The organism is Chitinophaga filiformis (assembly GCF_023100805.1).
GTDB lineage: Bacteria > Bacteroidota > Bacteroidia > Chitinophagales > Chitinophagaceae > Chitinophaga > Chitinophaga filiformis_B.
Map to the genome: position 1 here is coordinate 1292082 of NZ_CP095855.1, position 26190 is coordinate 1318271.

Here is a 26190-nt window from a genome sequence, read left to right on the forward strand (position 1 = left end):
GCGGGTCAATATGGCTGGTTTTCATTATGTTAATATTTATATGTTATTTTTAATAGCTTTGCAGCCGGATATTTTAGACTGTAGTTCATTAGTACCAGCAGATGACAATTTTTCAACCAGACCTATACCAGCGAAACTTAGTACAGTGTATTGATATTCAATGTAAGATGTAACGCTTAAACTACAGCCGGTTACACAATAAATTTCCATCGGGATAGATAGTCCCTCTGTACGTTGCAGTAGCAGGACACAAAACTGAATGAATGACTGAATTTGATGTTTTAATTGTGGGGAGTGGATTGTTCGGGGCGGTATTTGCGCACGAATGCAGGAAGGCCGGGAAAAAGGTGCTTGTGATAGACCGGCGTCTGCATAGTGGCGGTAATGTTTATTGCGAGGATGTCAATGGTATTAATGTACATAAGTACGGTGCCCATATCTTCCACACCAATGATAGGCCCATCTGGGACTATGTCAATTCCTTCGTTGAGTTCAATAACTACGTGAATTCGCCATTAGCGGTGTATAAGGATGAGTTGTATAACCTGCCGTTCAATATGAACACCTTTCACCAGCTGTGGAAAGTGAAGACCCCACAGGAGGCGAAGTCCATCATTGACAAGCAGGTGGCAGAGCTGAAAATCAACGAACCCCGGAACCTGGAAGAGCAGGCGCTTTCCCTGGTTGGAGTGGACATCTATGAGAAACTGATCAAAGGATATACAGAAAAACAATGGGGGAGGAAAGCCAGTGAGTTGCCGGCATTTATTATTAAACGCCTGCCTTTAAGGTTTACTTATAATAATAATTACTTTAATGATAAGTACCAGGGTATCCCTGTGGGAGGATATAATAAGCTGACACAAGGATTGCTGGAAGGTATAGAAGTAAGGTTGGGCATTGATTTCTTCTCTGCAAGGGAGGAACTGTCTGCCCTGGCAGAGACTGTAGTGTTCACAGGCCAGCTCGACGAGTTCTACCATTACCGGCATGGGATGTTGCAATACAGAAGCCTGCGTTTTGAACATGAGCAGCTTGCTACTGATAATTACCAGGGCAACGCGGTGGTCAATTATACAGAAAGGGATGTGCCATATACGAGGATCATTGAGCACAAACACTTCGAATTCGGCCAGCAATCGCACACTGTTATTACGAGGGAGTATCCACAGGAATGGAGCCGGGGACTGGAACCCTATTATCCTATCAATGATGATACTAATGCCCGCGTCTATAAGCAGTACAAAGCGCTGGCAGACCAGGAAACCAATATCATATTTGGAGGCCGCCTGGCAGAGTACCGTTACTATGACATGCACCAGGTGATAGGATCAGCGCTTTACCAGGTAAAGCAATACTTAAAAATATCTAAATAACAGAAAGGGAAACGTCTGACATGATCCAGATCCATGAAAATACCAGGATATATATAATGTGTCCTCCGCGGATAGCCTCCGGCGGGCCTGAATTGCTTCACCAGCTGGCCTATAAATTAGGGAAAAGAGGCTTTGACGTAGCGATGTACTATTATCCTAATGATGTCGAGCAGCCTGTTAGTGAAAACTATCTTAAATACAATTGTAAGTATGTGACGGAGGTAGAAGACAGGGAAGAGAACCTGGTCATCATCCCTGAGTTGTACTTTTATTTTGCCGATCAGTTCAAAAACATACGGAAATGCGGCTGGTGGCTGAGTGTCGACAATCTGTTTAAAGCTATTGAGGCGCCGGCGCATTACCGGATGATCCGGAAGCTGAAGATAAAATGGCTGCACCGTGCGGTGACGATCAATGGGAAAGTAAGGGGTAAATTCAATTATCACCTTGCACAATCTGAATATGCCGTTGACTTTTTAAGACAATGGAAGATAGATGCGGTTTACCTGTCAGATTATCTGAATGCCGATTTCCTGAAGGCCTCCAGGGAGGTGGATGTAAGAGAAAAAAAGCCGCAGATCCTTTATAATCCGCTGAAAGGGTATCGGTTTACCAAAAAGATCATGGCCGCTATGCCGGAGGCCAGGTGGATACCTTTGCAGAAACTGACTCCAGCCCAGGTGGGTGAGCTCTTGAAAGAATCAATGGTCTACATCGACTTCGGTCACCATCCTGGCAAGGACCGTTTCCCCAGGGAAGCAGCTATTTATAAGTGCTGTGTGATCACAGGAAAGAGAGGCGCAGCCGCCTACCAGGAAGATGTGCCTTTGCCGGAGCAGTATAAGATTGCCGACAGGAGGAGTAACATTCCGGCAATCGTGAAGCTGATCAAATCCTGCCTGGCAGACTATGACAAGCATATCGATAATTTTGCAGCTTATCGCGATTGGATCTACAAAGAGGAAGAGGCGTTTGAGAAGGATATCACACAGATCTTTGTGAAGGTGTAATTGGCTGTAAATTAATTAAATATCGTACCGTGGCACGGTTTCTGAATAAAGAAGGGGTCTTTAACAAGGATCCCTTTTTTATTGATACCGGCAGCTGGAGTCCTCCGGCTGTAACTGTTAAGACAAAAGTTCGTTACATATATATGTAAACGTTTGCTAATTGTTGATGATTGAATATAAGGTGATAACAGGCGCGTTTGCCAATTCGGAGCCATGTTACCCTTCATATGATAATTATTTAATTGGTTTCCACTATGTTAATATTTATATGTTATTTTTAATAGATTTGCACCTGATTTTTCCGAAGAGGAAATTCCGGACAATTGAGGGGAAATGGTTGATATTATATTAATCCGAATATTTGTTATCCAATAAATTCATGTTGAAAAAAGTATTACTGCTGCAACTGTTATTGATGGCCTTTGGTTATTGTGTTCGTGCGCAGTCAGTTACGCAGTCGCAAATAAGCCAGATAAAGGTGGATAATCTCTCAGATGATCAGATCAGACAACTGGTAGCGAAGATGAAACAAAATAATATCAGCTATTCCCAGATAGATGACTATGCAGCCCAAAGGGGGATTCCCAATGATGAAGTGGTGAAACTGAAGGCGCGCATCACGCAGTTAAATCTTGACAAGGAACTTTCTTCTTCCGGCAGTAGTGGTAATTTGTTCAGCCAGGACACATCCGGCAGGAAATATAGCGACCAGTCGGACACTATTTATTACTGGCGTGAAAAATACAAGCAGATAAAGGATAAGGAAGACTTTGAAAAAGAGCAACGTCGCAGGAGGATATTCGGTACAGAATTGTTTAGTAACCAGAACCTGACATTCGAGCCTAACTTACGTATGGCAACCCCTCCCAATTATAAGATTGCAACGGACGATGAACTTGTGATTGACGTCTATGGCTACTCAGAAGTACAACATACTTTAAAGGTAAGTCCTGAGGGATATATCAGGATCCCCTACCTGGGGCCGGTTTATGTGAACGGTCTTACGATGGAAGAGGCAAAAACGCGTATCACCAAACAGCTGAGTACTATTTATTCCGGTATCAGAACGGGTAATACATCTGTTCAGGTTTCCCTGGGAAATATACGTAGTATCAAGGTAACGCTCATAGGAGAAATTACCCGTCCGGGTACTTATACATTGCCCTCACTGGCCACTGTGGCGAATGCCCTCTATGTTTCCGGCGGGCCTAATGAAAATGGTTCTTTCAGAAGTATAGATGTGATCCGTAACGGGAAGGCAATTGCCACCTTTGATTTGTATGATTTCCTGCTGCACGGAGACCTTACGAACAACGTGGTATTGCAGGACCAGGACATCGTGAAGGTGAATCCTTATAAAATGAGGGTAGAGCTTTTGGGAGAGATTAAACGTCCGGCTATTTTCGAAACAAAAGAAACAGAGACCCTGCAGCAGGTGATTGACTTTGCAGGTGGATATACTGATAATTCTTTCCGGGATGTGATCCGGGCTTTACGTGTTACCAGCAAGGCCAGGGAGTTTGTGAACATACCGGCAGATTCGGTAGCGCTGTTCCGCCTGAAATCAGGTGACAGGTTCTATGTTGATTCAATAGTAAACCGCTATACTAACCGTGTAACTATTTCCGGTGCTGTGTTCCATCCGGGAGAATATGCGCTGGAGGATAAAATGACTGTCGGAGATCTCATCAAACGTGCCGACGGGATCCAGGAGGTGGCGGCAACTTCCCGTGGTGTGATACGCAGATTACAGGAAGATTTTACACCAGCCTTTATCAACTTTAATGTACTGGATGCCATAGCAGGAAGGAATAACCCGTCGTTACAGCGGGAAGACAGCGTAATAATATTTTCCAAGCTGGGCATCCGGGAACCATACCTGGTGAAGATTGAAGGAGAAGTTAATCAGCCGGGATATTTTAGCTACGGAGACAGTATGCACCTGGAAGATCTTATCCTGATGGCAGGAGGTCTCAAGGATGCAGCAAGCCTGAAGCATGTGGAGATCTCCCGCCGTATCCGTACCGGGGGTAAGTATGATTCCACAGATGTGAGAATGGCCATCACTGAGCAGTTTGATATTAATGCAGACCTGTCTGGTAATCCGGCGGCAACAGCTTATGTGTTGCAGCCATTTGATGAGGTAATGGTGCGCAGGTCGCCGTCTTATAGTCAGCAGGCCAATATACTGCTTGACGGAGAGGTAGTGTATCCCGGACTGTATGCCATCAATACGAAGAAAGAACGTATATCTGATGTTATCAAAAGAGCGGGTGGTCTGCGTCCGGAGGCATCAGCGGAAGGTGCTTTATTATTGCGCAGGACTTTCACCAACGAGCAGGACAGTACTTTCCTGCTGAGCAAGCTGGAAGTGTTCAATAACAAAGTGAAGGATAGTATCGATGTGGCCAGGACCCGTGCAACAGTGGAGCGCAACCAGCAGCTGTTAGGTATACAGCTGGACGAGATACTGGAGCATCCGGGTTCCAAATATGACCTCTACCTGGAAGAGGGCGATGTAATCAGGATCCCAAAGAAACAGCAGACAGTACAATTATTTGGAGAAGTGTATTTCCCAAAGAAGGTACGGTTTGACAATGGCTTTTCCTTCAGAAGCTATGTACGTGGGGCCGGTGGGTTTACGTCCCAGGCATTAAAGAGAAGAAGTTATATAGTATATGCGAATGGTGAAGTGAAAAGCACAAGGAAGATGTTATTCTTTAACAGTTATCCGAAAGTGAAACCAGGAGCGGAAATATATGTACCTACCAAACCAGACAGAAAGGGATTGACAGCGGCTGCTACTGTAGGGTTGGCGAGTGCATTGGCGTCTTTCGCATTGATAGTGGTTACAATTATCAATTCAACAAAGTAGTGGATCAACGCATTCTGATAGGGATCATATATTCTTAACGAATTAATTGTATGGAACATTCAAAACAGGACGCTGTTAATAATAATGCTGAAATATCCCTGAGGGAGCTGTTGATAAAGTTGGGGGAATGGTGGCGGTTTCTGCTTAGTAAGTGGCTGATCATATGTATATGTGGGATAGTGGGGGCCGGCTTGGGATTGACGCTGGCATTGATTAAAAAGAAAAGTTATGTAGCAGAGCTGACTTTCGTCATGGAAGACAGCAAATCAAGCTCATTAAGCGCATATGCAGGTTTAGCCAGCCAATTCGGAATTGATCTGGGAGGTGGGAGTGGAGACATAGGTGTATTTTCCGGGGAAAATATGCAGGGGTTCCTTAAGACCAGGCTGATGGTGGAAAAGACATTGCTATCGCCGGTAACAGTGAATGGTAAGCAGATCTCCCTGGCGGATCTGTATATTGACTTTAACAAGCTGCAAAGTAATTGGAAGGACAAACCGATCGCCGGATTACATTTCCCTTACGGACTGGATCGCAAGCAATTTACCTTACAGCAGGACAGCGTACTTAATACTATCCAGGAAAATATTGTCAAGTACAATCTTGAAGTGGCAAAACCAGATAAAGCATTAAGTTTTGTATCGGTAAAGGTTACATCAGGCCATGAGCTTTTCTCAAAAGTTTTTACCGAAACATTGGTAAACAAAGCGATCGACTTTTACGTAGATACGAAGACCAAGCGCTCAAAGGCCAATGTGGATAAACTACAGGCCACCGCCGATTCATTGGAAGTTTTGCTGAATAACAAGTCATACTCTCTGGCTGTTACACAGGACATGAATGTGAATCCTATCAGGCAGGTCTCTAATGTAGGTACACAGAAGCAGGCGCGGGAGAAACTGATGCTGGAAACCATGTATACAGAAGTGGTTAAAAACCTTGAGATAAGTAAAATGTCAATGGCCCAGGAAACGCCATTGATACAAATCGTTGATTCGCCTATTCTGCCTTTGAAGATAGAAAAGCTGGGTAAACTGAAAGCACTGCTGATAGGAGGAATTCTGGCGGGCTTTTTATGTCTTGTGTGGTTGATCGGGCGAAGGATCTTGAGGGAAGTGATGCAGGAGGAAAACTAATAAGTAAATAATACCCATTTTCATGTTGGACCTAAATAACAAAAGCATTTTCATTACAGGAGGTACAGGATCTTTCGGTAAAGCATTTACTAAGATCGTTCTTGAAAAATGGCCTAATGTAAAAAGGCTGGTGATCTTCTCAAGGGATGAGCAGAAACAATTCCAGATGGCACAGGAATACCCTGCTGCCAAATATCCCATGATCCGTTTCTTTATCGGAGATGTCAGGGATTACGACAGGCTGAAAAGGGCTTTGAAGGGTATTGATTATGTGATTCATGCAGCCGCAATGAAACACGTACCTATTGCTGAATACAATCCTAGTGAGTGTATCAAGACCAACATCATGGGTGCTGAAAACATCATTAACGCTTGTCTTGAGTCTTCCGTTGAAAAGGTAGTAGCGCTTTCAACCGATAAAGCCGCCGCGCCTATCAACCTTTATGGAGCCACCAAACTGGCATCAGACAAATTGTTCATTGCAGCCAACAACATCAGGGGATATAATCCGATCACCTTCTCAGTAGTACGTTATGGTAACGTAATGGGATCTAACGGATCAGTAATTCCATTTTTCCTGAATAAAAGGAAGGAAGGTGTATTGCCGATCACAGATACGAGCATGACAAGGTTCAATATTTCACTGGAAGATGGTGTAGCGATGGTGTTGCATGCATTGGAAACCGCGTGGGGAGGAGAACTTTTCGTACCAAAGATCCCTTCTTACAAAATCACTGATGTAGCTACAGCAATTGGCCCTGATTGTAAACACCAGGTTGTGGGTATCAGACCGGGAGAAAAGATCCATGAGGAAATGATCACTACTTCAGATTCATTCTCCACTTATGATCTTGGTAAGTATTATGCAATACTTCCCCAGGTACCGAGATGGTCGCTTGATGAATTCATTGCAAAATTCAATGCAAAGAAGGTTCCGGAAGGATTTAACTATAATTCCGGTCAGAACACTGAGTGGCTATCTGTTGAAGAGTTGAGGAAATTGATTAGGGAGCAGATAGACCCGACATTTTCAATTTAACCTATGCCCATAAAAGTTGTAATTGCCGGTGCAACCGGTATGCTTGGCCAACATTTATTTAGAGTTTTTTCCGGAAACCCGGTATATGACGTCTATGCAATATCAAGAACGGGCGCTCATATACCGGCAGACAGGCATATTCAGCTGGATATGACTGACACTGCACAACTTAAAAAATCGATGCTGGCCCTTAAGCCGGAGATAGTAATATATGCTGCGGCGCAGGTGAATGTTGATCTTTGTGAAAAGGATAAGGACTATGCATATGCATTACATGTGACTGCCGCGAAGGTGCTCAGTGAGCTGCCTTCCGTGAAGTCATTTGTATATATATCTTCAGATGCTGTCTTTGATGGTCAGCGGGGCAACTATGTTGAAAAGGACAGTTGTAATCCGCTGAACTATTATGCGACCACCAAAATGCTGGCGGAGCAGGAGCTGCTGAAGAGATCAACAGATATTTATGTAATTAGGGTCAACATCTACGGCTTCCACGCAACACCGGGAAATTCCCTGTTTGAATGGGCCTGGAATGCTTTTGATAAGGGAGAGAAAATAACTGGTTTCGACAACGTTTATTTCAATCCATTATATGTTGGTACGCTGGCCCGGCTGGTACTTAAATTATTGGAGAAGAAGGTGAAGAAGGGGGTTTATCATTTTGGCACGTCCGATACATTGTCCAAGTATGATTTCCTGCTTAGCATAGCAAATGCGTTTAATTTTGACAGATCACTGTTACAGAAAACGGAGCTGGATCAGTCAAAGTTTAAGGCGCCAAGGCCTTTGAATACTACATTGTGTACAAATAAGATTGTGGCAGCAGGGATAAGGATGCCGGCTTTTGAAGAAGGCATGGCTGAATTGGTGAACGACTTCAAAAAAAAATTTGCAAATGAATACAACCTTTAAGATAGGAAACAGGTGGATAGGGCAAGATCATGTCCCTTACTATATTGCTGACATTGGCGCTAACCATGATGGTAGCCTCGACAGGGCATTACGCCTGATAGAACTGGCTAAGGAAGCTGGTGCAGATGCTGCAAAATTCCAGAACTTCAAGGCTGCAAAGATTGTCAGCAAACATGGTTTTGAGACATTGGGCGGCCAGTTGTCCCACCAGGCCAACTGGAAGAAAAGTGTGTATGAGATCTACGAAGATGCAAGCATCAGCCAGGACTGGACTGCTATTCTGAAAGCAAAATGTGATGAAGTAGGTATCGAATATTTTACCAGCCCTTACGATAAAGAATCAGTTGATCATGTTGACGATTTTGTAAATGTATATAAGATAGGATCCGGTGATATCACATGGCTGGAGATGATCGAATATATTGCTAAAAAGGGCAAGCCGGTGCTGCTGGCAAGTGGTGCTGCTGATATGAAAGATGTAGAGCGGGCAATGGATGTATTGTTGTCTGTTACAGATAAGGTTTGCCTGATGCAATGTAACACCAACTATACTGTTGATCCTGACAAGTACAAGTTTGTTAATCTTAATGTATTGAACACATTCAGGGCAAAGTATCCTGGTGTTGTATTGGGATTATCCGATCACACTACAGGACATGCCACCGTTGCCGGTGCTATAGCGCTTGGTGCAAGAATGATAGAAAAGCATTTTACCGATGACAATGGCCGTGAAGGTCCTGATCACAAATTTGCCATGAATCCGCAATCGTGGGCAGAAATGGTAAAAGTGGGTAACGAGATCTTTTATGCAATGGGCGATGGTGTGAAAAGAATTGAAGAGAATGAAAAGCAGTCTATCGTTGTACAGCAGAGAAGCCTTAGAGCTGTAAGAGACATCCCTGCAGGAACAGTACTTACAAATGATGATCTTGAATCCCTGCGGCCGATGCCGGCTGGATCATTACCGCCGTACAGGCTTCCGGAACTGATCGGTAAGAAGCTGGCGAAAGGTATCGTTAAGGGCGAACATATTACATTAGACCATATACAATAAACGATGATAAAAGGTAAACTGGTAGGTTTAAGGGCGCTTGAGAAACAGGATCTGGGCCTGTTGAGAGACTGGCGTAATCTGCCTCATTTCAGAAGGAATTTCAGAGAGTTCCGCGAGCTGGGAATGGCTAACCAGGAAATGTGGTTTAATAAGGTGGTGAGCAGCAGTAATGACTTCATGTTCCTTATAGAAAGGTTATCCGATGGGATGCCGCTGGGAGCAGGCGGTTTGTTGTACACCAACTGGATCATCCGATCAGCGGACTTTTCTTTCTACATAGGATATAACGAATCTTATATCGATAATGAAGGTTATGCGCTGGATGCGGCTTCCCTGCTGATCGATTACGGATTTAAAAATCTTAATCTGAACAAGATCTGGATGGAGTTGTATGAATTTGATAAAGCGAAGATCGATTTCTTCACCAATGAATTTTCCTTCAAACAGGATGGCAAGCTGAGGCAGAATTGCTTTGAAGATGGGAAATATCATGACTCATTAATAATATCCCTGTTAAGTAGTGAGTATGCAGGAAGGAAATAAACTCGTTGCCATTATCACTGCCAGAGGAGGCAGTAAGCGGATACCGCGAAAGAACATCCTGCCGTTTCTCGGCAGGCCGATCATAAGTTACTCTATTCACGCTGCGCTTGAATCGCAATTATTTGCTGAGGTAATGGTCTCAACAGACGATGAAGAGATCGCCAGGATGGCAGAGGCAGAAGGCGCCATTGTCCCTTTTTTCAGAAGTAAGGAAAATGCAGACGATTTTTCAGGGACGGCGGATGTAATAGCGGAGGTGATAATGCGTTATAAAGAAAGAGGAATGACATTTGAAACAGGGTGCTGCATATATCCCACAGCACCTTTTGTCAATCCGGGGATTTTAAAAGAAGGTTATAAGAAATTGGTAGACGGGAAATTCGATGTAGTATTTCCCATGGTGAAATATAGTTATCCCATTCAACGATCCATACATAAAGTGGAGAACGGAAAGGTGGCCATGCTCTGGCCGGAAAATTACCATAAACGTTCACAGGACCTGGAGCCTGTATATCATGATGCCGGGCAGTTTTACTGGTTCAGAAGTGACTACATTTTATCGCACAAAAAATTGTTTGGAGATAACGTTGCCGGATTGGAGGTAGAGGAAAAAAGCGTACAGGATATTGATACATTGTCAGATTGGGAATTGGCTGAAATAAAATATCAATTATTAAATAGAAAATAATACCCGAATTTTAATAGAAAGTAATACTATCACTAGTTTTAGATTTTATTCAAAACTATATCTATGCCTCTGAATCGTATGCACCTGCTAACAGTATTAATGTTAATAATACTCGGGTGCGGCAAAGACAAAAACAAGAAAGACAGCAGAATACTCTCGTACCAAAAGATCTGGTCGAACAGCACATATAGTGCATTTACCGATCTTACCAAATATGGCGGCAGATGGTACTGCGTTTTCAGGGAAGGGAAAGCCCATGTTGGAGACGAAGGGAAAGTTAGATTAATATCATCTGATGATGCCATAACGTGGAGCAGTGATACATTGTTACGGGTGCCAGGTTCTGACCTCCGTGATCCTAAACTGATTATCGGTTTTGATCATAAACTGTATATCACCGTTGGAGCGTTAAGGCCTGGTAATGTAATTAATGTAGTGTATGCCTATAATGATACTACCGGACGATGGAAGGGACCAATCAACACAAACGTGGATAAGGATTGGTTATGGAGGGTACAGAAAAGAGGTAACACTGATATGTATACAATGGCATATGGTGTTGCCAGCAGGCAGCCAATGAAGACTACTATTTCTTTATATGGCAGCAACCCTGACATCTTTCCAAGATTCAGACTTCTGAAAAAAGATGTGTCCAGCGATGGTTGCCCCACAGAATGCGCTATGTTATTCACGCATACGAAAAAAATGGTGATCGTGGCGAGAAGAGATTGTGATAGTAAGACCAGTTGGTTAGGTTTGTCGGATACGCCATATAATGTAATAGAATGGCACGACATGGGAAGGACGATCGAATCGCCCAATATTATTGAGGTGAAGAACCGGTTTTACCTTGCGGGACGGGCATATGACCCACCGTACTTCGGGCCGGTGACTGCCTTGTTTGATCTCGATATTGAGCATAAGAAAGTAACGAAACTGGAGAACCTGCCATCAGGCTGGGACACTGGTTATCCAGGTCTTTATTATAATGATGGTAAACTGTGGATATCGTATTATGCCAAAGACGTTGATGAATCAAGATCGATTTTTTTATGCACTTACAAAACAGATTGATAAATGTCTGAGAGGAATGAGGCGTATTTATTAGCATATCTGTCGGAGACGGCAGATGGAGCGTTAAAGAGGCATATTGATCTTCTTAAGCTGGAATTAGACTGGCATATATACCATTATGGCGCCCATTTTAGCCGTCCTAAAGGAAGCATCGCAAAGTCAAAAACGCCTTTACGGAGCCGTTTGCTAAACTGGTATTCCGCAAACTATCAGCATCATTTTAGTGCAGATAAAAGCAATATCTTATCACTTATCTACTTCAGCGGCTTCAATAAACACCTGGAAGACGAGGGTTATAACCTGGTGAGCCCCTATTGGGCACCGCATGGCAGGAAGGTAGCAGGGAATGCTGCTATTGTAAAAGCTTATCACGAAATTGACAGGCATTTGCGTGACAGCAGCTTCAGTTATTTGATCGGCGAAGAGTTTCAGCAGCAGGTGTCCTCTTTCGAGCAGATAGTAGACAGTTACCTGCGTGAAAAAGACCTGAAGGCAGCTTTACTATATACAGGACAGCTTTTTTACTCCAAGATCGTTATAGCATGTTTCCGTTCAATGAGGCGTCCGTCCTTCATTTTATCTCATGGTCTTCCTGCTTTTTATCATAGGGAAGCTGAAACTAACGGCGATTACCTGGTAGTGTGGGGAGAGCAGGTACGGCAGAATTATCTGAAAGCCGGTGTAGACCCTGCAAAGGTATTGGTTGCAGGGCACCCCTCTTATAACAGCATTGTAAAAGACAGGAAAATACGTTTTGATTTATCGGATGTGCTGGTATTGCCTAAGGCAATGTCCCCGCATCAGCATACTTATGAACCTATACTGGGAGACCGTGGCAACATTATTGTATACCTGCTGAGGGTAAAAGCGGTCTTACAAAAGGCAGGTGTAAAGAAGGCCCGTCTGAGACCTCATCCATCTATGAGTGGAAGCTGGTTATTACAATTCCTGGGTACGGATTTCTATTATCTGGATACCTTATCGTTAAGTGATTCGTTGCAGACGGCATCATTGGTGGTAGGCCCTACATCAACACTGCTGCTTGAATCAATAGGACATGGTGTTAATTACCTGGTATATGAGCCGGTGACAGCTGAAGGCAAAGACCTCGGCGGTTATGAGATCGTTCCTCCTTTCGATGGATCAGACGAAGATATTCCTGTTGCAAAAACGGATGATGCTTTGTATGACCTGATCAAAAATAAGGTTGTTGTGGATAAGAAGGCGTTGGATAAATACCTGCGCCCTTTTGATGTGTCTGTTATAAAGAATAAACTATAGAAGAGAATGGCGGAAACTGTAAGTTATATTAATAACTATGTGAAGATATACGTATGGAAGCTGGCGGCTTATATTGCAGGTTTTGCTTCCCTGGCAATTGTTACTCCCCGTGTTACCAGCTCCGCCGCACTGTTTGGGATATTTTCTTTTTGCATGTCCCTGAATATCTTCTTTCAGTATGCAGACCTGGGATTTATTAATGCCGCACAAAAGTATGCATCAGAATACTATGGCCGGCGGGATCAGGATGGAGAAATAAGGGTGACCGGTTTTTGCTGTTTCATCTTTACCTTGTTTATTGTGCCCGTGAGTTTGTTTATACTGTGGATCTCTTTTTATCCGGAGCTAATGATAAAGGGCATCTCCTCTTCACCTGAAGAACTGCAGCTGGCATCCAGGTTATTGTTGGTATTATTCTTATTCTCTCCGGTATTAATTGCACAGCGCATTATCCAGATCATTTTCGCAGTGAGACTGGAAGACTACTATCCGCAGCGTATCAATATCATTGTGTCATTGATCCGTATCGCTTCAGTATTCTATTTTTTCGGTAATGGACGATATCTGTTGTTCGAATATTTCCTGTTCTTTAATCTGCTGACCATAGGCGCCATTCTGGCCAACATCATCATTGCGAAGAAACGATATAACTATAGTTTTTTGTACCTGCTGAAATGTTGCCGGTTTTCAAAAGAGCTTTACAACAAGACTTCAAAACTGGCTTATAATTCTTTCTTCCTGTCTCTGTCCTGGATCATTTTCTACGAACTGGACCTCTTATACATAGGTTATTTCCTTGGAAAAAACGAAGTGGCTTATTACGCCATCGGTTTGACCTTACTACGTTTCTTCAGGGATGCATTCGGAACGTTCTATTATCCTTTCGTTATCAGGTTTAATCACATGGTGGGCAGGAATGAAAATGATGCACTGTCGAACCTGTATAAAACTTTGTTGAGAATCGGGGCGCCTATTACGGTGATACCTTCAGTGGCCATGATCGTGTTGATGAAGCCGTTGATCCTTTCCTGGGTAGGTCCGGATTATGAGAACTCGATCTTTGTAGCACAGGTATTGGCAACTTCTTTCTTATTGAGCTTTATAACTTATCCTGCGGGGGCGTTACTGACTGCCAGGGAACAGTTGCGTAAGTTATACCTGAATGCTACTATACAACCATTGATCTTTATGATAGGTGTACTGGCCACGCAGCATTTTCTGGGTATTTCATCTTATGCATTGTTCAAGAGCCTGGCAATCCAGGTAAATGTATTCCTGTTCATACTGTACTCAGCCAGATACCTGAATATGTCTTTGGTTAGTTTCTTTAACAGGTACATGAGGCAGTTAATACCGTCTGTATTATTTATTATCGGGTTCGGCTACCTGGCTGGTAAGCTGATACACGCACAAAAAGGATTATATTCCCTTATTACTGTTGGCATCTGTTTATCTGTTTCTGTTCTTTGTGCGTTTACTATTTATTATTTTGTAGATGTTGAGTTCAGGAATTTCCTCAAGTCAACTTTGGGAAGACTGATGAAAAAAGATAAGCAACAGATAGCATAACCATATTTTTTTATAACATGAGTGATATTGCTAGATTAATCGCATTTTATTTGCCTCAGTTTCATCCGATACCGGAGAATGATGTTTGGTGGGGGAAAGGGTTTACAGAGTGGACAAATGTTGGCAAGGCTAAAAAGCTGTTCCGTAATCATTATCAGCCACGTGTGCCTGCTGACCTGGGGTATTATGATCTGCGATTGTCTGAGGTAAGGGAAGCCCAGGCTGAAATGGCGAGGGAAGCAGGGATAGAGGGCTTCTGTTATTGGCATTACTGGTTTGGGAACAAAAGGCGTTTGCTCGAACGGCCTTTTAATGAAGTACTTGCATCCGGCAACCCCGATTTTCCTTTCTGCCTGGGTTGGGCAAATGAAACCTGGAGTGGCATATGGCATGGTGCAGAAAAGACGATCCTGATAGAACAGTTATATCCTGGTATAGAAGACTATAAAGCGCATTTTTATGAAGTGCTGCCGGCATTTCTTGACAAACGATATCTGACAGTAGATGGGAAGCCCATCTTTTTCATTTACCGTCCTTTGCAATTTAAGGAGGTAGGCGTTTTTATTGAACTCTGGCAGAAACTGGCGCAGGAAAACGGTTTGCCGGGAATATACTTTGTCGGGCATACCTACTTTTCCAGTGACATACAGACGATACTCGATATGGGATATGATGCCGCCAATGTAATCAGGATGCATGATTATGAGCGCAGTAAAAAGACGCTGCCGCTGCGTATGTTCAGGCGGGCTTTCGGCGGTCTGCGTGTATTTGACTATGCTAAAGCATCCAAACATTTTATCGGCGAAGAGGAGAAAGAACTTAATTGCATTCCCACTGTTATACCTAACTGGGATCATTCTCCAAGAAGCGGAAAACGCGCTTTTATTCTACACAAGGCCACTCCTGAATTGTTTAAGGAACATCTGGAAACTGCGGTAAACACAATAAAGCATAAGCCGGCACAGCATCGGATCGCATTTGTGAAATCGTGGAATGAGTGGGCAGAAGGTAATTATCTTGAACCGGATATTGTGTATGGCAAGAAATTCCTTGATGCAATAAGAGAGGTAGTGGGAAACAAAAAAAACGCTTAATGAAGATAGTTACTATAAGGCATCGTTTCTCTCATATGGGAGCTCATAGCGGGTATGATAATCTTTTTATGCATCTGGAGAAGATGTATGGGAATGATTTTACTACTATCTGGAGGAAAGATGCCACTTTCATGCAACGGGTATCCGGCAAGGTGTTGCGGCCTGTGTTCAATCGTATGAAACTGGGACCTTTTTATACCGTACCAAGTATGCTGGCCGAATGGAAGGGATGGCGACTGCTTAAAAAAGAAGGAGGCATTTTGCACATTGCCTACCTCGAAGATAGTTTTGGCCTGTTGGCCTATCTGAAGAAAAATACCGCTAAATACAAGCATATTAAAATAGTGGCTACATCCCATCAGCCCGTTAGCTGGTGGGAGAAGCATCCGGAAAGAATGAAATTGCTTCATGCACTGGATGCTGTCATTGTATTATCTACCCGGGAACAGGCTTATTTTGATAAGCAAATGCCAGGTAAAGTGCATTTTGTGAGACATGGTATTGACATAGATTTCTTTACGCCCGGAAAGGAATATGAGCCAAGCAAAGCCTGTATTTTCAGCGGCAACTGGTTTAGGGATATACCTTGCCTGATCGATGTTGTAAAACGTGTAACTGAGAAAGATAATACGATCAGGTTCGAAATAGTAAATCATTTTGTAGATGATCCGACTCACCCTATCAGTCAGCTCCGTGCATTCAAAAATACCGTCTTCCATCGCAATATTTCTGATGAAAGCCTGCTTGGATTGTACAGGAGTTCAGATCTTTTACTGCTACCGCTGATTGAAAGCACTGCTAATAATGCCATGCTGGAAGCTACTTCCTGCGGCTTGCCAATTGTAACCACAGATGTTGGCGGCGTAAGAGACTATACGAGCGGTAACTTTTGTGACTATGCAGAAAGAGGGAACGCAGTTCAGCTGGCCGACTATGTTTTACGGGCAGTACAGGCGCCCTTGCAATTGAAAGAACGACGCCTGAATGCAAGGAATTATGCAGAGCAGCACCTGGACTGGCAGGTGCTTGCTAAAGAAGTGGCAGGTATTTATCAGAACCTTCTGGCCTGATTGGAAGACCTGTTTACTTTCAGGTTTGCCGGCAGCGTCATCATCTGGTTCGCATCCGTCACATTTTTCGCAGCGAAGGTGTTGCCGGTAATATTGGTACCCTGATATGTTGTAGTAGGTTTACCGGTAAGCATGATGAATTTTCTGTCTCCTACAATTGTCTTAAGATTGTATTTCGCAATCTCGTCATTGTAAGAAAACTGGTTGTCTTTAATAGTTGTTGAATTGGTAGCCCAGTCGTTTGAAAGCCAGAAATAAATACCCACATTACTACCTGATAATTTGTTGTTGGTGATCAGATGTCCGCCTTTATCAGTTTCAATATGAATATTCCTGTCATATCCATTAATAGTATTGTTGGTTATCTTCGAATTAGCGCAATCATTCTCTAATACAATGCCTGCCCTTCCAAAATGCCGGGTTTTGGCAAGATCGTTATAAATATAATTGTTATCGATCACGGCATTCCGGTATCCCCATACGGCAATACCATCACCATAATTATCGTACGCAAATTTACTCTTGTCTTTCGGGTCATAAAAGTCCTTGGTTGGATTCAGGCCCCAGCAATTGAGGATCTTATTATTGCTGATGGTTACTGATGTTTCCAGCGAGCTGTCATTGATATCTTTCATCAGCACGACCCATATCGCAGAACCGTAGATGTTGGCGAAAGTGTTATTGACGATTTTAATATTTTTAAGATTAGTGGTGAAGATACCATAAGCCCCGGAAGGGTCATCATAGTATGCTGCCTGTGGTTTTGGCAATCTGCTGCCATCGATCTTCAGTCCTTCAACGGTAAGACTGCCGAATGGCTTTTTGCTTTTATCGCCGTTATTGCAATAAATATAGTATCGCTTTGCATTGGGATAGATGGTGGCGCCTGCATCCCCTCTGAGTTTTACCGGCACATCTGAGGCATAATACAGGTAGAGGTTATTGCTGATCTTATAGTCTCCGGCAGGGAAGTAAACAGTACCTCCCGTTCTGATAATGGCGTCCAGGGCGCTTTGAATAGACCTGGTATCATCTGTATTGCCATCGCCTTTAGCACCATATGATTTGACACTGACCTCTCTGTCGGATTGTGCTGACACAGTAAAAGCATTTGCCAGAATTAGAAATATCGCTAAAGCGTATCTCGCTGCCATGGGTTTATAATTTAGTGATTATAAATATACCTAAATCGTGCCAACTAATAATTGGTTAAGTACGCTGGTTTTACGATTTTTGATGAATCTTTAACTTTCGTAGTTTATTGACCATTACATGGCTATATATATAGTTTTCTATGTCGTAATGTTAATTGCAGGCGCTTGGGCAATCATTAAGAAGCCATTATGGTTACATAAAGCATTACTCGCCTTCATGTTTCTGAGCTTGTGGATTTTCTGCGGATTCAGGAATGAGGTGGGGCCAGACTGGGACTCATACAAAGAGATCTTAACATTCGATTTTAGTTTATGGAAGATTATTAGCCTGCAGGCCGTGAAAGAATCGACCGTGGAGCCGTTGTTTTTGTTACTTGAATGGGTGATAAAACTGCTGCACGGTGGGATCAATGAACTGAATATCGTTCTTTGCCTGATCACCCTGATACTGGTGTTTAAGACATTGCGCAGGCTGGAATGTTTCCCTTTACTGGGTGTGCTTATATTCATGGCACATGGGTATTTCTTCCTGTTTTCACAGTTAAGGCAGGGAATAGCTATTGGCTTGTTTTTTTATGCCGTTCCTTATATACAGGAGGGCAATTTCCGGAAGTACCTGATCTGCATGCTCCTGGCAACAGGTTTTCACTTTTCCGCACTGATACTGATACCCCTCTATTTTATACTCAAAAAGCGTTTCCCATATTTTTATATCGGACCATTTATCCTGTTGTCAATCATTTTTCAGCAGATACATGCTGTAAGTCTTATCGTCAGTGTGTTGGTAAACCTGACGGGAAACCCGATCCTGGTGAAATACTATGAGCTATATATTGTGAAGAAGCTGTTCTCGGGTAATTCAACATTGACTACGCTGATGGTGGAATGGCTGGGATGGCTGGTTGTGCTGACTGTATTCAAGAAACGGTTACTGGAAGTCAATCCGTATTTTAATGTTTTCTATAATATCTGTTGGATAGGTTTGTGTCTGTATGTTGCATTTGCAGATATCGCAGTTTTTGCCAGGATCGCGGGATATTTCAGGGTGTCGTTTATGATACTTTTGCCTTGTATCCTGTACCTGATGAAAGACACCATGCATAAAGTATTCTTTTTTATTATAGTTACTATTTTTATCTTTATCCGTTGGTATACACCGATAAAGACTGATGAATCGAGCGATGGCACAAACAGATTTGTCCCCTATCGCAATATTATACTCGGAACATGAAGATAGCTTATATAATTACAACATTGGGGTATGGTGGGGCTGAAAAAATGTGTATGGACCTTTGCAATGAAGTAGCAACTTACCCCGATTGTGAAGTTTATCTTATCTCTCTTTTTGATCACACATCAGCGCAGCGAAGCTTATCAGAACTCAACAGAAAGATAACATTTATTACGGCAGGTAAGAAGCCTGGTATTGATATCAGCACTTTCTCCAGATTAGATAAGATTTTGTCGGATATAAAGCCTGATGTAGTACATACCATGCTTACCGGTTTGTTCTATGGCGCAAAGTATATCTGGAAAAACAGGAATAATCCCAATATTCGCTTTATTCATACTGTTCACAACGTTGCGAAAGAAGATGTGCATTATGCGCTGAATTATGTACAGGGTTTGCTGCTTAGAAAAGTAAATATTGTTACTGTCGCATTGACACAGGAAATCAAAGACACTATCCGGGAATACTACAAAATAAGTGACGCTCATGTCATTTTCAACGGAGTACCCGCGCCTGTACTTTCTGAGAAGCTGAAAGAAGCCGGTGACGAAATTGGTCAATATAAAAAGGATGAGCATACCCGGGTATTCATTAATCTCGGAAGGATCCATCCGCAGAAAAACCAGCAGATGCTGGTCCAGGTATTCAAACGGCTTGAAGAAAAGAACGTGGTGGCGCTGATACTGGGCGACTGCACTGAACAGAACAAGCCTTTGCTGGAAAAGCTAACAGCTGCCGCCGGTAAGAACGTACATATATTGGGCAGGAGAAGTAATCCGCTGGATTACATTTATCACTCAGATGTGTTTGCTATGACCTCCGTCTTCGAGGGATTGCCTATTGCGTTACTGGAAGCTTTGTCCCTGGGTAAGGTATCCATCTGTACCCGTGTTGGCGGTATTCCCAGTGTAGTGGAAAATGGGGTGAATGGTATTCTTACTGATGTTGATGAAGAAGCATATTACCAGGCTGTTCTGGAATACCTGCAAATGAAAGATGACACAATAAAGGAAATACAGCGTAAAGCGAAAGAGACATTTGAACAAAAGTTTACGATGGCTTCCTGTGCCAGGGCATACATGCAATTATATACTAAGCAGTAGAGGTATGAAGAATATCGAAGATATCTGTGTGACTATCGCCATCCCGGTTTATAATTCAGAGAAAGTGATCGCTGATACTGTCCGGTCTATCTTTGCCCAGACACATAAGAACTGGAAACTGATATTGGTCAATGACGGATCTACTGATAAAACCGCAGAATGGCTGAGCAGGATTCAGGATGACAGGGTTACTTATATAAATTCTGAAAATAAGGGGTTAATACATTGGTTGAATTACTTTATCGATGTTGCTGACACGCCTTATTATGCCAGGATGGATGCAGATGATATCATGCATCCCGAGCGCATAGAAAAACAACTGCGTTTCCTGGAAGAGCATCCCGCTGTGGACCTGATCGATTCTGCCATTTATACTATGGATCTTGAGACTATACCAGTTGGGATCAGGAACATGAAAGACATTGACTTTACACCCGGCGTAATGCTGAATAGCGGTGTACTCACGCATCCCAGCGTAATGGGTCGCACTGCATGGTTTAAAGCAAACCGCTACGATCCCGCCTATTACAGGGCGGAAGACCAGGAGCTTTGGTGCCGTACCTTTGAAACATCAACCATTTCAAGGATAAAGGAGCCCCTGTTGATATACAGGGAAGGAAAGGTATCTATCAGGAATTATGTTGGGAGTATTGAAAGTACCAAAAAGATCATCCGTAACTACGGACCAAAGTACTATTCGCCTTCAACTGTAAGGACCATGTTGCTGAAGCAAAATATGAAGGTGCTTATTTACAGGGTGTTCACTTTCCTTTCCAGACAGGATATGCTTACCAAACGAAGGAATCAGCCCTTAACAGCAGCGCAGCACGAGCATGTGATGAGCATCATAACGAACAACAGAAAAGTGATTGTTCCATTACGTGATTAACATACAACTGAGTTTAAAATATGAGTACTTCTGATCTGAAGATTTTATTTGTGGGAAATACCTCCTGGAGTATGTATAATTTCCGGAGAGGAGTTATGAAAGATCTTCAGGAAAGAGGATACAACATTATCGTGGCTGCTCCCCCGGACGAATATTCGGATAGATTGGTGGCGATGGGATTTCGTTTTATTCCCTTGAAGAAACTGAACTCAAAGAGCTACAATCCCCTGAACGATTACTTCCTGTACAGAGAATTGTATGGCATACTAAAAGAACACCGGCCTTCTATCGTATTCAATTATACCATCAAGCCTAATATCTATGGTGTTTATGCGGCCAGTCGCCTGAAAATACCCGCTTTTGCAGTTGTAACGGGATTGGGGTATGTATTTACACATAAGAATCTCATTTCAGTGGCGGCACAACAGCTTTATAAACGCATTTTAAACAAGGCAAACGAGATCTGGTTCCTGAATGCCGACGACCAGCGGACTTTCATTGAAACGAAGATCGTACCGGAAGAGCAGACCTTTTTGCTGCCGGGAGAAGGCATAGACACAGCGCAGTTTAATAACACGACAGATACAGTCCGGGCCGCCGGTCAGCCTACCAGGTTTATCCTCGTTGCCCGTATGATATATGATAAGGGGGTGAAGGAATTTGTGGAGGCATCGCGGATATTGAAGAACAAGGGTCATAAATTTGAAAGTGCCTTATTAGGCTTTATGGATGTAGTTAATCCTAAAGCTATTTCACGCCAGCAAATGAATGAGTGGACAGAAGAAGGCGTTGTCAGCTATCTCGGTGTAACAGATAACGTATCCAGGTTTATTGAAGAAACGGATTGCGTAGTGCTTCCCTCTTACTACTCTGAAGGTATACCACGTACCCTCATGGAAGGCGCAAGCATGAAGAAGGTGGTGATCACAACTAATAATGTAGGTTGTAAAGAAGTGGTGGACGATGGCATCACAGGGTTCCTTTGTAACAAGAAAGATGCAGCCGATCTGGCGGAAAAAATGGAACGGGTCATTAACCTGGCTCCTCATGAACGGAGAGAGATGGGAGAAAAAGGTCGCGAAAAAATGATCAACTCTTTTGATGAAAAGATCATCAAAGCTATCTACTTAAAAAAGATCCAGGCAGTACAGCCGTCTTAATATAGCTACTGATACAAGTATATCTTACGCTAATTAAGATTGTATTGTTATATTCGTCAGGTAATAACTCCAACCATGAAGACTGCTCTCATTACTGGTATCACAGGACAGGACGGCGCTTATCTGAGCGAATTACTCTTACATCAGGGTTATAAGGTCCATGGCATAAAACGCCGCAGTTCCCTGTTCAACACGGACCGCATTGATCATCTCTACCAGGATCCACAGGATGAGGATGTCCGTTTCAGACTCCATTATGGCGATCTTACCGACTCCACGAATCTGATCCGCATTATCCAGCAGGTGCAGCCGGATGAAATATATAATCTCGGCGCCATGAGTCATGTGCAGGTTAGCTTTGAAACACCAGAGTATACCGCCAATGCAGATGGTATCGGCACACTGCGGATACTTGAAGCAGTGCGTTTACTGGGCCTGACACAAAAAACCAAAATATACCAGGCATCCACTTCCGAGTTGTATGGTTTGGTACAGGAAGTGCCACAGTCAGAAAGAACTCCCTTCTATCCACGTTCCCCCTATGCAGTGGCCAAAATGTATGCGTACTGGATCACGGTGAACTACCGGGAAGCTTATAATATGTACGCCTGTAATGGTATCCTGTTCAATCACGAAAGCCCACTACGTGGTGAAACCTTTGTGACGAGGAAGATCACCCGTGGGGTAGCACAGATAGCCCTGGGCATGCAGGACAGATTGTACATGGGTAACCTGAATGCACAGCGCGACTGGGGGCATGCAAAAGATTATGTGGAAGCAATGTGGCGTATACTCCAGCAGGACCAGCCGGAAGACTATGTGATTGCCACGGGTATTACTACTCCTGTACGAGATTTCATCAGGATGGCTTTTGAAGAAGCCGGAATAGAAGTGGAATTCAGGGGAGAGGGGGTTAATGAAAAGGGGATTATCAGAAGTGTGGACGGTAGCCTCACAGCCGTACGGCCGGGGCAGGAAGTGGTTGCTATTGACCCAAGGTATTTCAGGCCCACTGAAGTAGACCTTTTGATCGGCAACCCGACCAAAGCGCAGACGAAGCTGGGATGGAAGCCCAGATATGATCTGCCGGCCCTTGTGAAAGAGATGGTACATGCAGACCTGGAATTGTTCCGCCGGGAGAAATTACTCAAAGAAGCAGGATTTAAGATATTTAGTCAATACGAATAATGTATGAAACAAACAGATAAGATCTATGTAGCCGGGCACAGGGGAATGGTAGGCTCCGCTATTGTAAGGCGCTTACAGAAGGATGGCTTTAATAACATTGTGACAAGGACTTCCGCGCAGCTGGACCTGCGTAATCAGGAAGCTACCGCCGCATTCTTCGCTGAAGAGCGCCCGGACTATGTTTTCCTGGCAGCGGCCAAAGTAGGGGGCATCGTAGCGAATAACACCTTCAGGGCGGAATTCATTTATGAGAACATCATGATACAAAACAATGTGATCCATCATGCTTATCTGAACAATGTAAAGAAACTGATGTTCCTGGGTTCCTCCTGTATATATCCTAAACTGGCGCCTCAGCCACTGAAGGAAGAATACCTGCTGACAGGGTTACTGGAGCCTACAAATGAACCATATGCTATTGCAAAGATAGCCGGTATAAAAATGTGTGATGCATACCGTGCACAATATGGCTGTAACTTCGTGTCGGTAATGCCTACTAACCTGTACGGACCGAACGATAATTATGACCTTAAAAATTCACATGTCCTTCCGGCATTGCTGAGAAAATTCCATGAAGCGAAGAAAAGCAATGCCGCAGAAGTGGTAGTATGGGGTACAGGTACACCCCTACGTGAATTCCTGCATGCAGATGATATGGCGGATGCATGTTTCTACCTGATGCAGCACTATAACGAAGAAGGATTAGTGAACATAGGCGTAGGAGAAGATATCAGTATCAAAGACCTGGCATTGCTGGTGAAAAAGATAACAGGCTATGAAGGAACCCTGGTATTTGATACCAGCAAACCGGATGGCACACCCAGAAAACTGATGGATGTAAGCAAGTTGCATGGTTTTGGATGGAAGGCTACCATAGGGTTGGAAGAAGGTATCTCCAGGGTATATGCAGATATTAAAGACACCGTGTTTTAGCAGGAATATCCCTGGATGTTCATGATTGGTTTCATCTTTGGCTTCGTAGAATATATGAGCTTAAACTGTAAAGTATACAGAACGGAGTTGATCTATAGAATTATACTACCATGGCCTAACTGCTAAACGCTTATATTTGCAACGGCAAGCAAATTCTTCCTTTATGTTCAAGAAATGTATCACCCCTGTGTTTGTTCTGGTTTGCTTAAGTATCCCTTTTAGCTATACTGCACATGCACAAAGTATCGGGCGCCAGTATTCACTGGGCTTTTATCAATCCGGATCAGACAGTCTTGGTTATCACTCTTCGCTGAGAGATTACTCTATTGAGCCCAGCTTCGATCTTCCGAAAGGAGATACGACGCGTAAACAAAGCTGGCTGTACAGGAAACTGTTCCGTGAACATCTGCTGGAAGTTCACGAAGACGACTACACATTTTACGCCAGCATCCTGCCTGATCTTATTGTAGGGCATAGCAATGACAATGGTACAACATGGGTAAATACACGTGGTGTGATTGCCGGTGGTACTATCGGTAAGAACCTCACCTTCCGGGCAGAGTTCTATGAAAACCAGGCTAAGATGCCAGCCTACCTCGATGCCTTTGGCAGAGCCAACAGGATCGTACCGGGGCAGGGCGAATGGAAAGGTTATTCCAACAATACCGCATTTGACTATGCATATTCTTCTGCGCTGATCGATTACAAAGCCGGAAAGCATTTTGTGTTCCAGCTGGGATATGACAAGAATTTCATTGGCGATGGTTATCGTTCGATGTTACTGTCTGATGCCTCTTTCAACTATCCTTTTCTGAAAATTATCGCAAATCTGGGACGCGTGCAGTATACCACCATGTGGGCACAGTTTATAGATATGCAATATCCGAAAGCCTCCTACGATAATGGCTACAGGAAGAAATGGGGGGTATTCAATTACCTGGACTGGAATGTAAGTAAGAAGATCTCCATCGGTTTATTCGAAGCTGTGATATGGCAGGATTCCGATTCCACAGGTAAACGCGGTTTCGATGCCAGTTACCTGAACCCGATCGTTTTCCTCCGTCCGGTGGAATTCTCTGTGGGATCTCCTGATAATGCATTGCTGGGGCTGAATGCGAAATATGCACCCTCCCGGAACACTACCTTCTACGGACAGTTCATCCTGGATGAATTTAAGTTCAGTGAAATAACTGCCGGTAAGGGCTGGTGGGCCAATAAATATGGCGGTCAGGTAGGTATCCGTTCCAACAATATCTTTAAAGTGCCTAACCTGAACTTCCTGACAGAAGTGAATGCCGCAAGGCCATATACTTATTCCCAGCGTACCACGCTGAATAACTATGGTCACTATAATCAGCCATTAGCCCACCCTATGGGAGCTAACTTCGTGGAATGGGTGAATATAGCAGATTACCGGTACAAACGACTGTTCCTCCGTGGCCAGATCACCCTGGCTAAGTACGGGTTGGATACTGCAGGTGTGAACTATGGTAAAGACATCAATAAATCCTATACCACCCGCACAGTGGATTTCGGCAACCATATTGGCCAGGGGCTTAAGACCAACCTGGTATATGTACAGGGAACAGCAGCATATCTGCTGAACCCGAAATATAATCTGAGGGTGGAAGCATCTGTTACCGCCAGAAGGGAAAGTAACAGTCAGTGGAAGAACAGTGAGCTGATTTTCCAGGTGGGCCTGAGAAGTTCCTTCCGTCAGTTGTACTATGATCTGTAACTAATTGAAAAATACTTCTTTTAAAGCCTCCTGCTCAGCCGGGAGGCTTTTTTATTTCCGGCTGCCAGGCGTC

At 43.5% G+C, this 26190-nt stretch carries 22 protein-coding genes; 21 read left to right on the forward strand and 1 reads right to left on the reverse strand.

What is annotated here, in order from left to right; all coding sequences use genetic code 11:
- Positions 1-263 precede the first annotated feature (263 nt).
- The 14 genes from glf (at position 264) to MYF79_RS05455 (ending at position 16721) form a co-directional block, all read left to right on the forward strand.
- Positions 264-1376 (forward strand): UDP-galactopyranose mutase, encoded by a 1113-nt coding sequence (glf, locus tag MYF79_RS05390; protein ID WP_247812894.1) that lies wholly within the window; start codon positions 264-266, stop codon positions 1374-1376.
- A gap of 20 nt (positions 1377-1396) precedes the next feature.
- Complete coding sequence (locus MYF79_RS05395; protein WP_247812895.1) at positions 1397-2386, forward strand: hypothetical protein; 990 nt, start codon at positions 1397-1399, stop codon at positions 2384-2386.
- Between the two features lie 379 nt (positions 2387-2765).
- On the forward strand, positions 2766-5261 hold the full coding sequence (locus MYF79_RS05400; RefSeq protein ID WP_247812896.1) for an SLBB domain-containing protein: 2496 nt from the start codon (positions 2766-2768) through the stop codon (positions 5259-5261).
- A 50-nt stretch (positions 5262-5311) separates the two neighbouring features.
- Complete coding sequence (locus MYF79_RS05405; RefSeq protein WP_247812897.1) at positions 5312-6397, forward strand: lipopolysaccharide biosynthesis protein; 1086 nt, start codon at positions 5312-5314, stop codon at positions 6395-6397.
- Between the two features lie 22 nt (positions 6398-6419).
- Positions 6420-7436, forward strand: a complete 1017-nt coding sequence (gene pseB, locus MYF79_RS05410) for a UDP-N-acetylglucosamine 4,6-dehydratase (inverting) (RefSeq protein WP_247812898.1) — start codon at positions 6420-6422, stop codon at positions 7434-7436.
- Positions 7437-7439: 3 nt separating this feature from the next.
- A complete protein-coding gene (locus MYF79_RS05415) occupies positions 7440-8348 on the forward strand; it encodes an SDR family oxidoreductase (RefSeq protein ID WP_247812899.1) in 909 nt (302 codons plus the stop codon).
- Positions 8332-9402, forward strand: a complete 1071-nt coding sequence (locus MYF79_RS05420) for an N-acetylneuraminate synthase family protein (protein WP_247812900.1) — start codon at positions 8332-8334, stop codon at positions 9400-9402. The genes MYF79_RS05415 and MYF79_RS05420 overlap by 17 nt, the downstream gene beginning before the upstream one ends.
- Before the next feature lie 3 nt (positions 9403-9405).
- A complete protein-coding gene (locus MYF79_RS05425; protein ID WP_247812901.1) occupies positions 9406-9945 on the forward strand; it encodes a GNAT family N-acetyltransferase in 540 nt (179 codons plus the stop codon).
- Positions 9929-10633, forward strand: coding sequence for a pseudaminic acid cytidylyltransferase (pseF, locus tag MYF79_RS05430; RefSeq protein ID WP_247812902.1), 705 nt, complete (start codon positions 9929-9931; stop codon positions 10631-10633). The genes MYF79_RS05425 and pseF overlap by 17 nt, the downstream gene beginning before the upstream one ends.
- A gap of 63 nt (positions 10634-10696) precedes the next feature.
- Complete coding sequence (locus MYF79_RS05435) at positions 10697-11707, forward strand: hypothetical protein (protein ID WP_247812903.1); 1011 nt, start codon at positions 10697-10699, stop codon at positions 11705-11707.
- Between the two features lie 3 nt (positions 11708-11710).
- Positions 11711-12988 (forward strand): hypothetical protein, encoded by a 1278-nt coding sequence (locus MYF79_RS05440; RefSeq protein ID WP_247812904.1) that lies wholly within the window; start codon positions 11711-11713, stop codon positions 12986-12988.
- A gap of 6 nt (positions 12989-12994) precedes the next feature.
- Positions 12995-14557 carry a lipopolysaccharide biosynthesis protein gene (locus tag MYF79_RS05445; protein ID WP_247812905.1) on the forward strand — a complete coding sequence of 521 codons (1563 nt, stop codon included), beginning with the start codon at positions 12995-12997 and terminating at the stop codon, positions 14555-14557.
- A gap of 50 nt (positions 14558-14607) precedes the next feature.
- Positions 14608-15651, forward strand: coding sequence for a glycoside hydrolase family 99-like domain-containing protein (locus tag MYF79_RS05450; RefSeq protein WP_247812906.1), 1044 nt, complete (start codon positions 14608-14610; stop codon positions 15649-15651).
- On the forward strand, positions 15651-16721 hold the full coding sequence (locus MYF79_RS05455; protein ID WP_247812907.1) for a glycosyltransferase family 4 protein: 1071 nt from the start codon (positions 15651-15653) through the stop codon (positions 16719-16721). Before MYF79_RS05450 ends, MYF79_RS05455 begins: the two co-directional genes overlap by 1 nt.
- On the opposite strand, the gene MYF79_RS05460 is transcribed toward MYF79_RS05455, so the two are convergent.
- Positions 16703-17821, reverse strand: a complete 1119-nt coding sequence (locus MYF79_RS05460; protein WP_247812908.1) for a glycosyl hydrolase family 28-related protein — start codon at positions 17819-17821, stop codon at positions 16703-16705. The two genes, MYF79_RS05455 and MYF79_RS05460, sit on opposite strands and share 19 nt — an antisense overlap.
- A gap of 271 nt (positions 17822-18092) precedes the next feature.
- On the opposite strand from MYF79_RS05460, the gene MYF79_RS05465 reads away from it, so the two are divergent.
- The 7 genes from MYF79_RS05465 to MYF79_RS05495 all read left to right on the forward strand — a co-directional run bounded on the left by MYF79_RS05465 (position 18093) and on the right by MYF79_RS05495 (position 26117).
- Complete coding sequence (locus tag MYF79_RS05465; protein WP_247812909.1) at positions 18093-19106, forward strand: EpsG family protein; 1014 nt, start codon at positions 18093-18095, stop codon at positions 19104-19106.
- Positions 19103-20209, forward strand: coding sequence for a glycosyltransferase (locus tag MYF79_RS05470; RefSeq protein ID WP_247812910.1), 1107 nt, complete (start codon positions 19103-19105; stop codon positions 20207-20209). The genes MYF79_RS05465 and MYF79_RS05470 overlap by 4 nt, the downstream gene beginning before the upstream one ends.
- Positions 20210-20213: 4 nt before the next feature.
- Entirely contained in the window at positions 20214-21098 is an 885-nt protein-coding gene (locus MYF79_RS05475) for a glycosyltransferase family 2 protein (protein WP_247812911.1), read from the forward strand.
- 95 nt (positions 21099-21193) lie between these two features.
- Positions 21194-22258, forward strand: coding sequence for a glycosyltransferase family 4 protein (locus tag MYF79_RS05480; RefSeq protein WP_247812912.1), 1065 nt, complete (start codon positions 21194-21196; stop codon positions 22256-22258).
- Positions 22259-22333: 75 nt separating this feature from the next.
- Positions 22334-23446 (forward strand): GDP-mannose 4,6-dehydratase, encoded by a 1113-nt coding sequence (gene gmd / locus MYF79_RS05485; RefSeq protein WP_247812913.1) that lies wholly within the window; start codon positions 22334-22336, stop codon positions 23444-23446.
- A 3-nt stretch (positions 23447-23449) separates the two neighbouring features.
- Positions 23450-24379, forward strand: coding sequence for a GDP-L-fucose synthase family protein (locus MYF79_RS05490; RefSeq protein ID WP_247812914.1), 930 nt, complete (start codon positions 23450-23452; stop codon positions 24377-24379).
- Positions 24380-24542: 163 nt separating this feature from the next.
- A complete protein-coding gene (locus tag MYF79_RS05495) occupies positions 24543-26117 on the forward strand; it encodes a hypothetical protein (protein WP_247812915.1) in 1575 nt (524 codons plus the stop codon).
- The last annotated feature ends 73 nt before the right edge of the window (positions 26118-26190 follow it).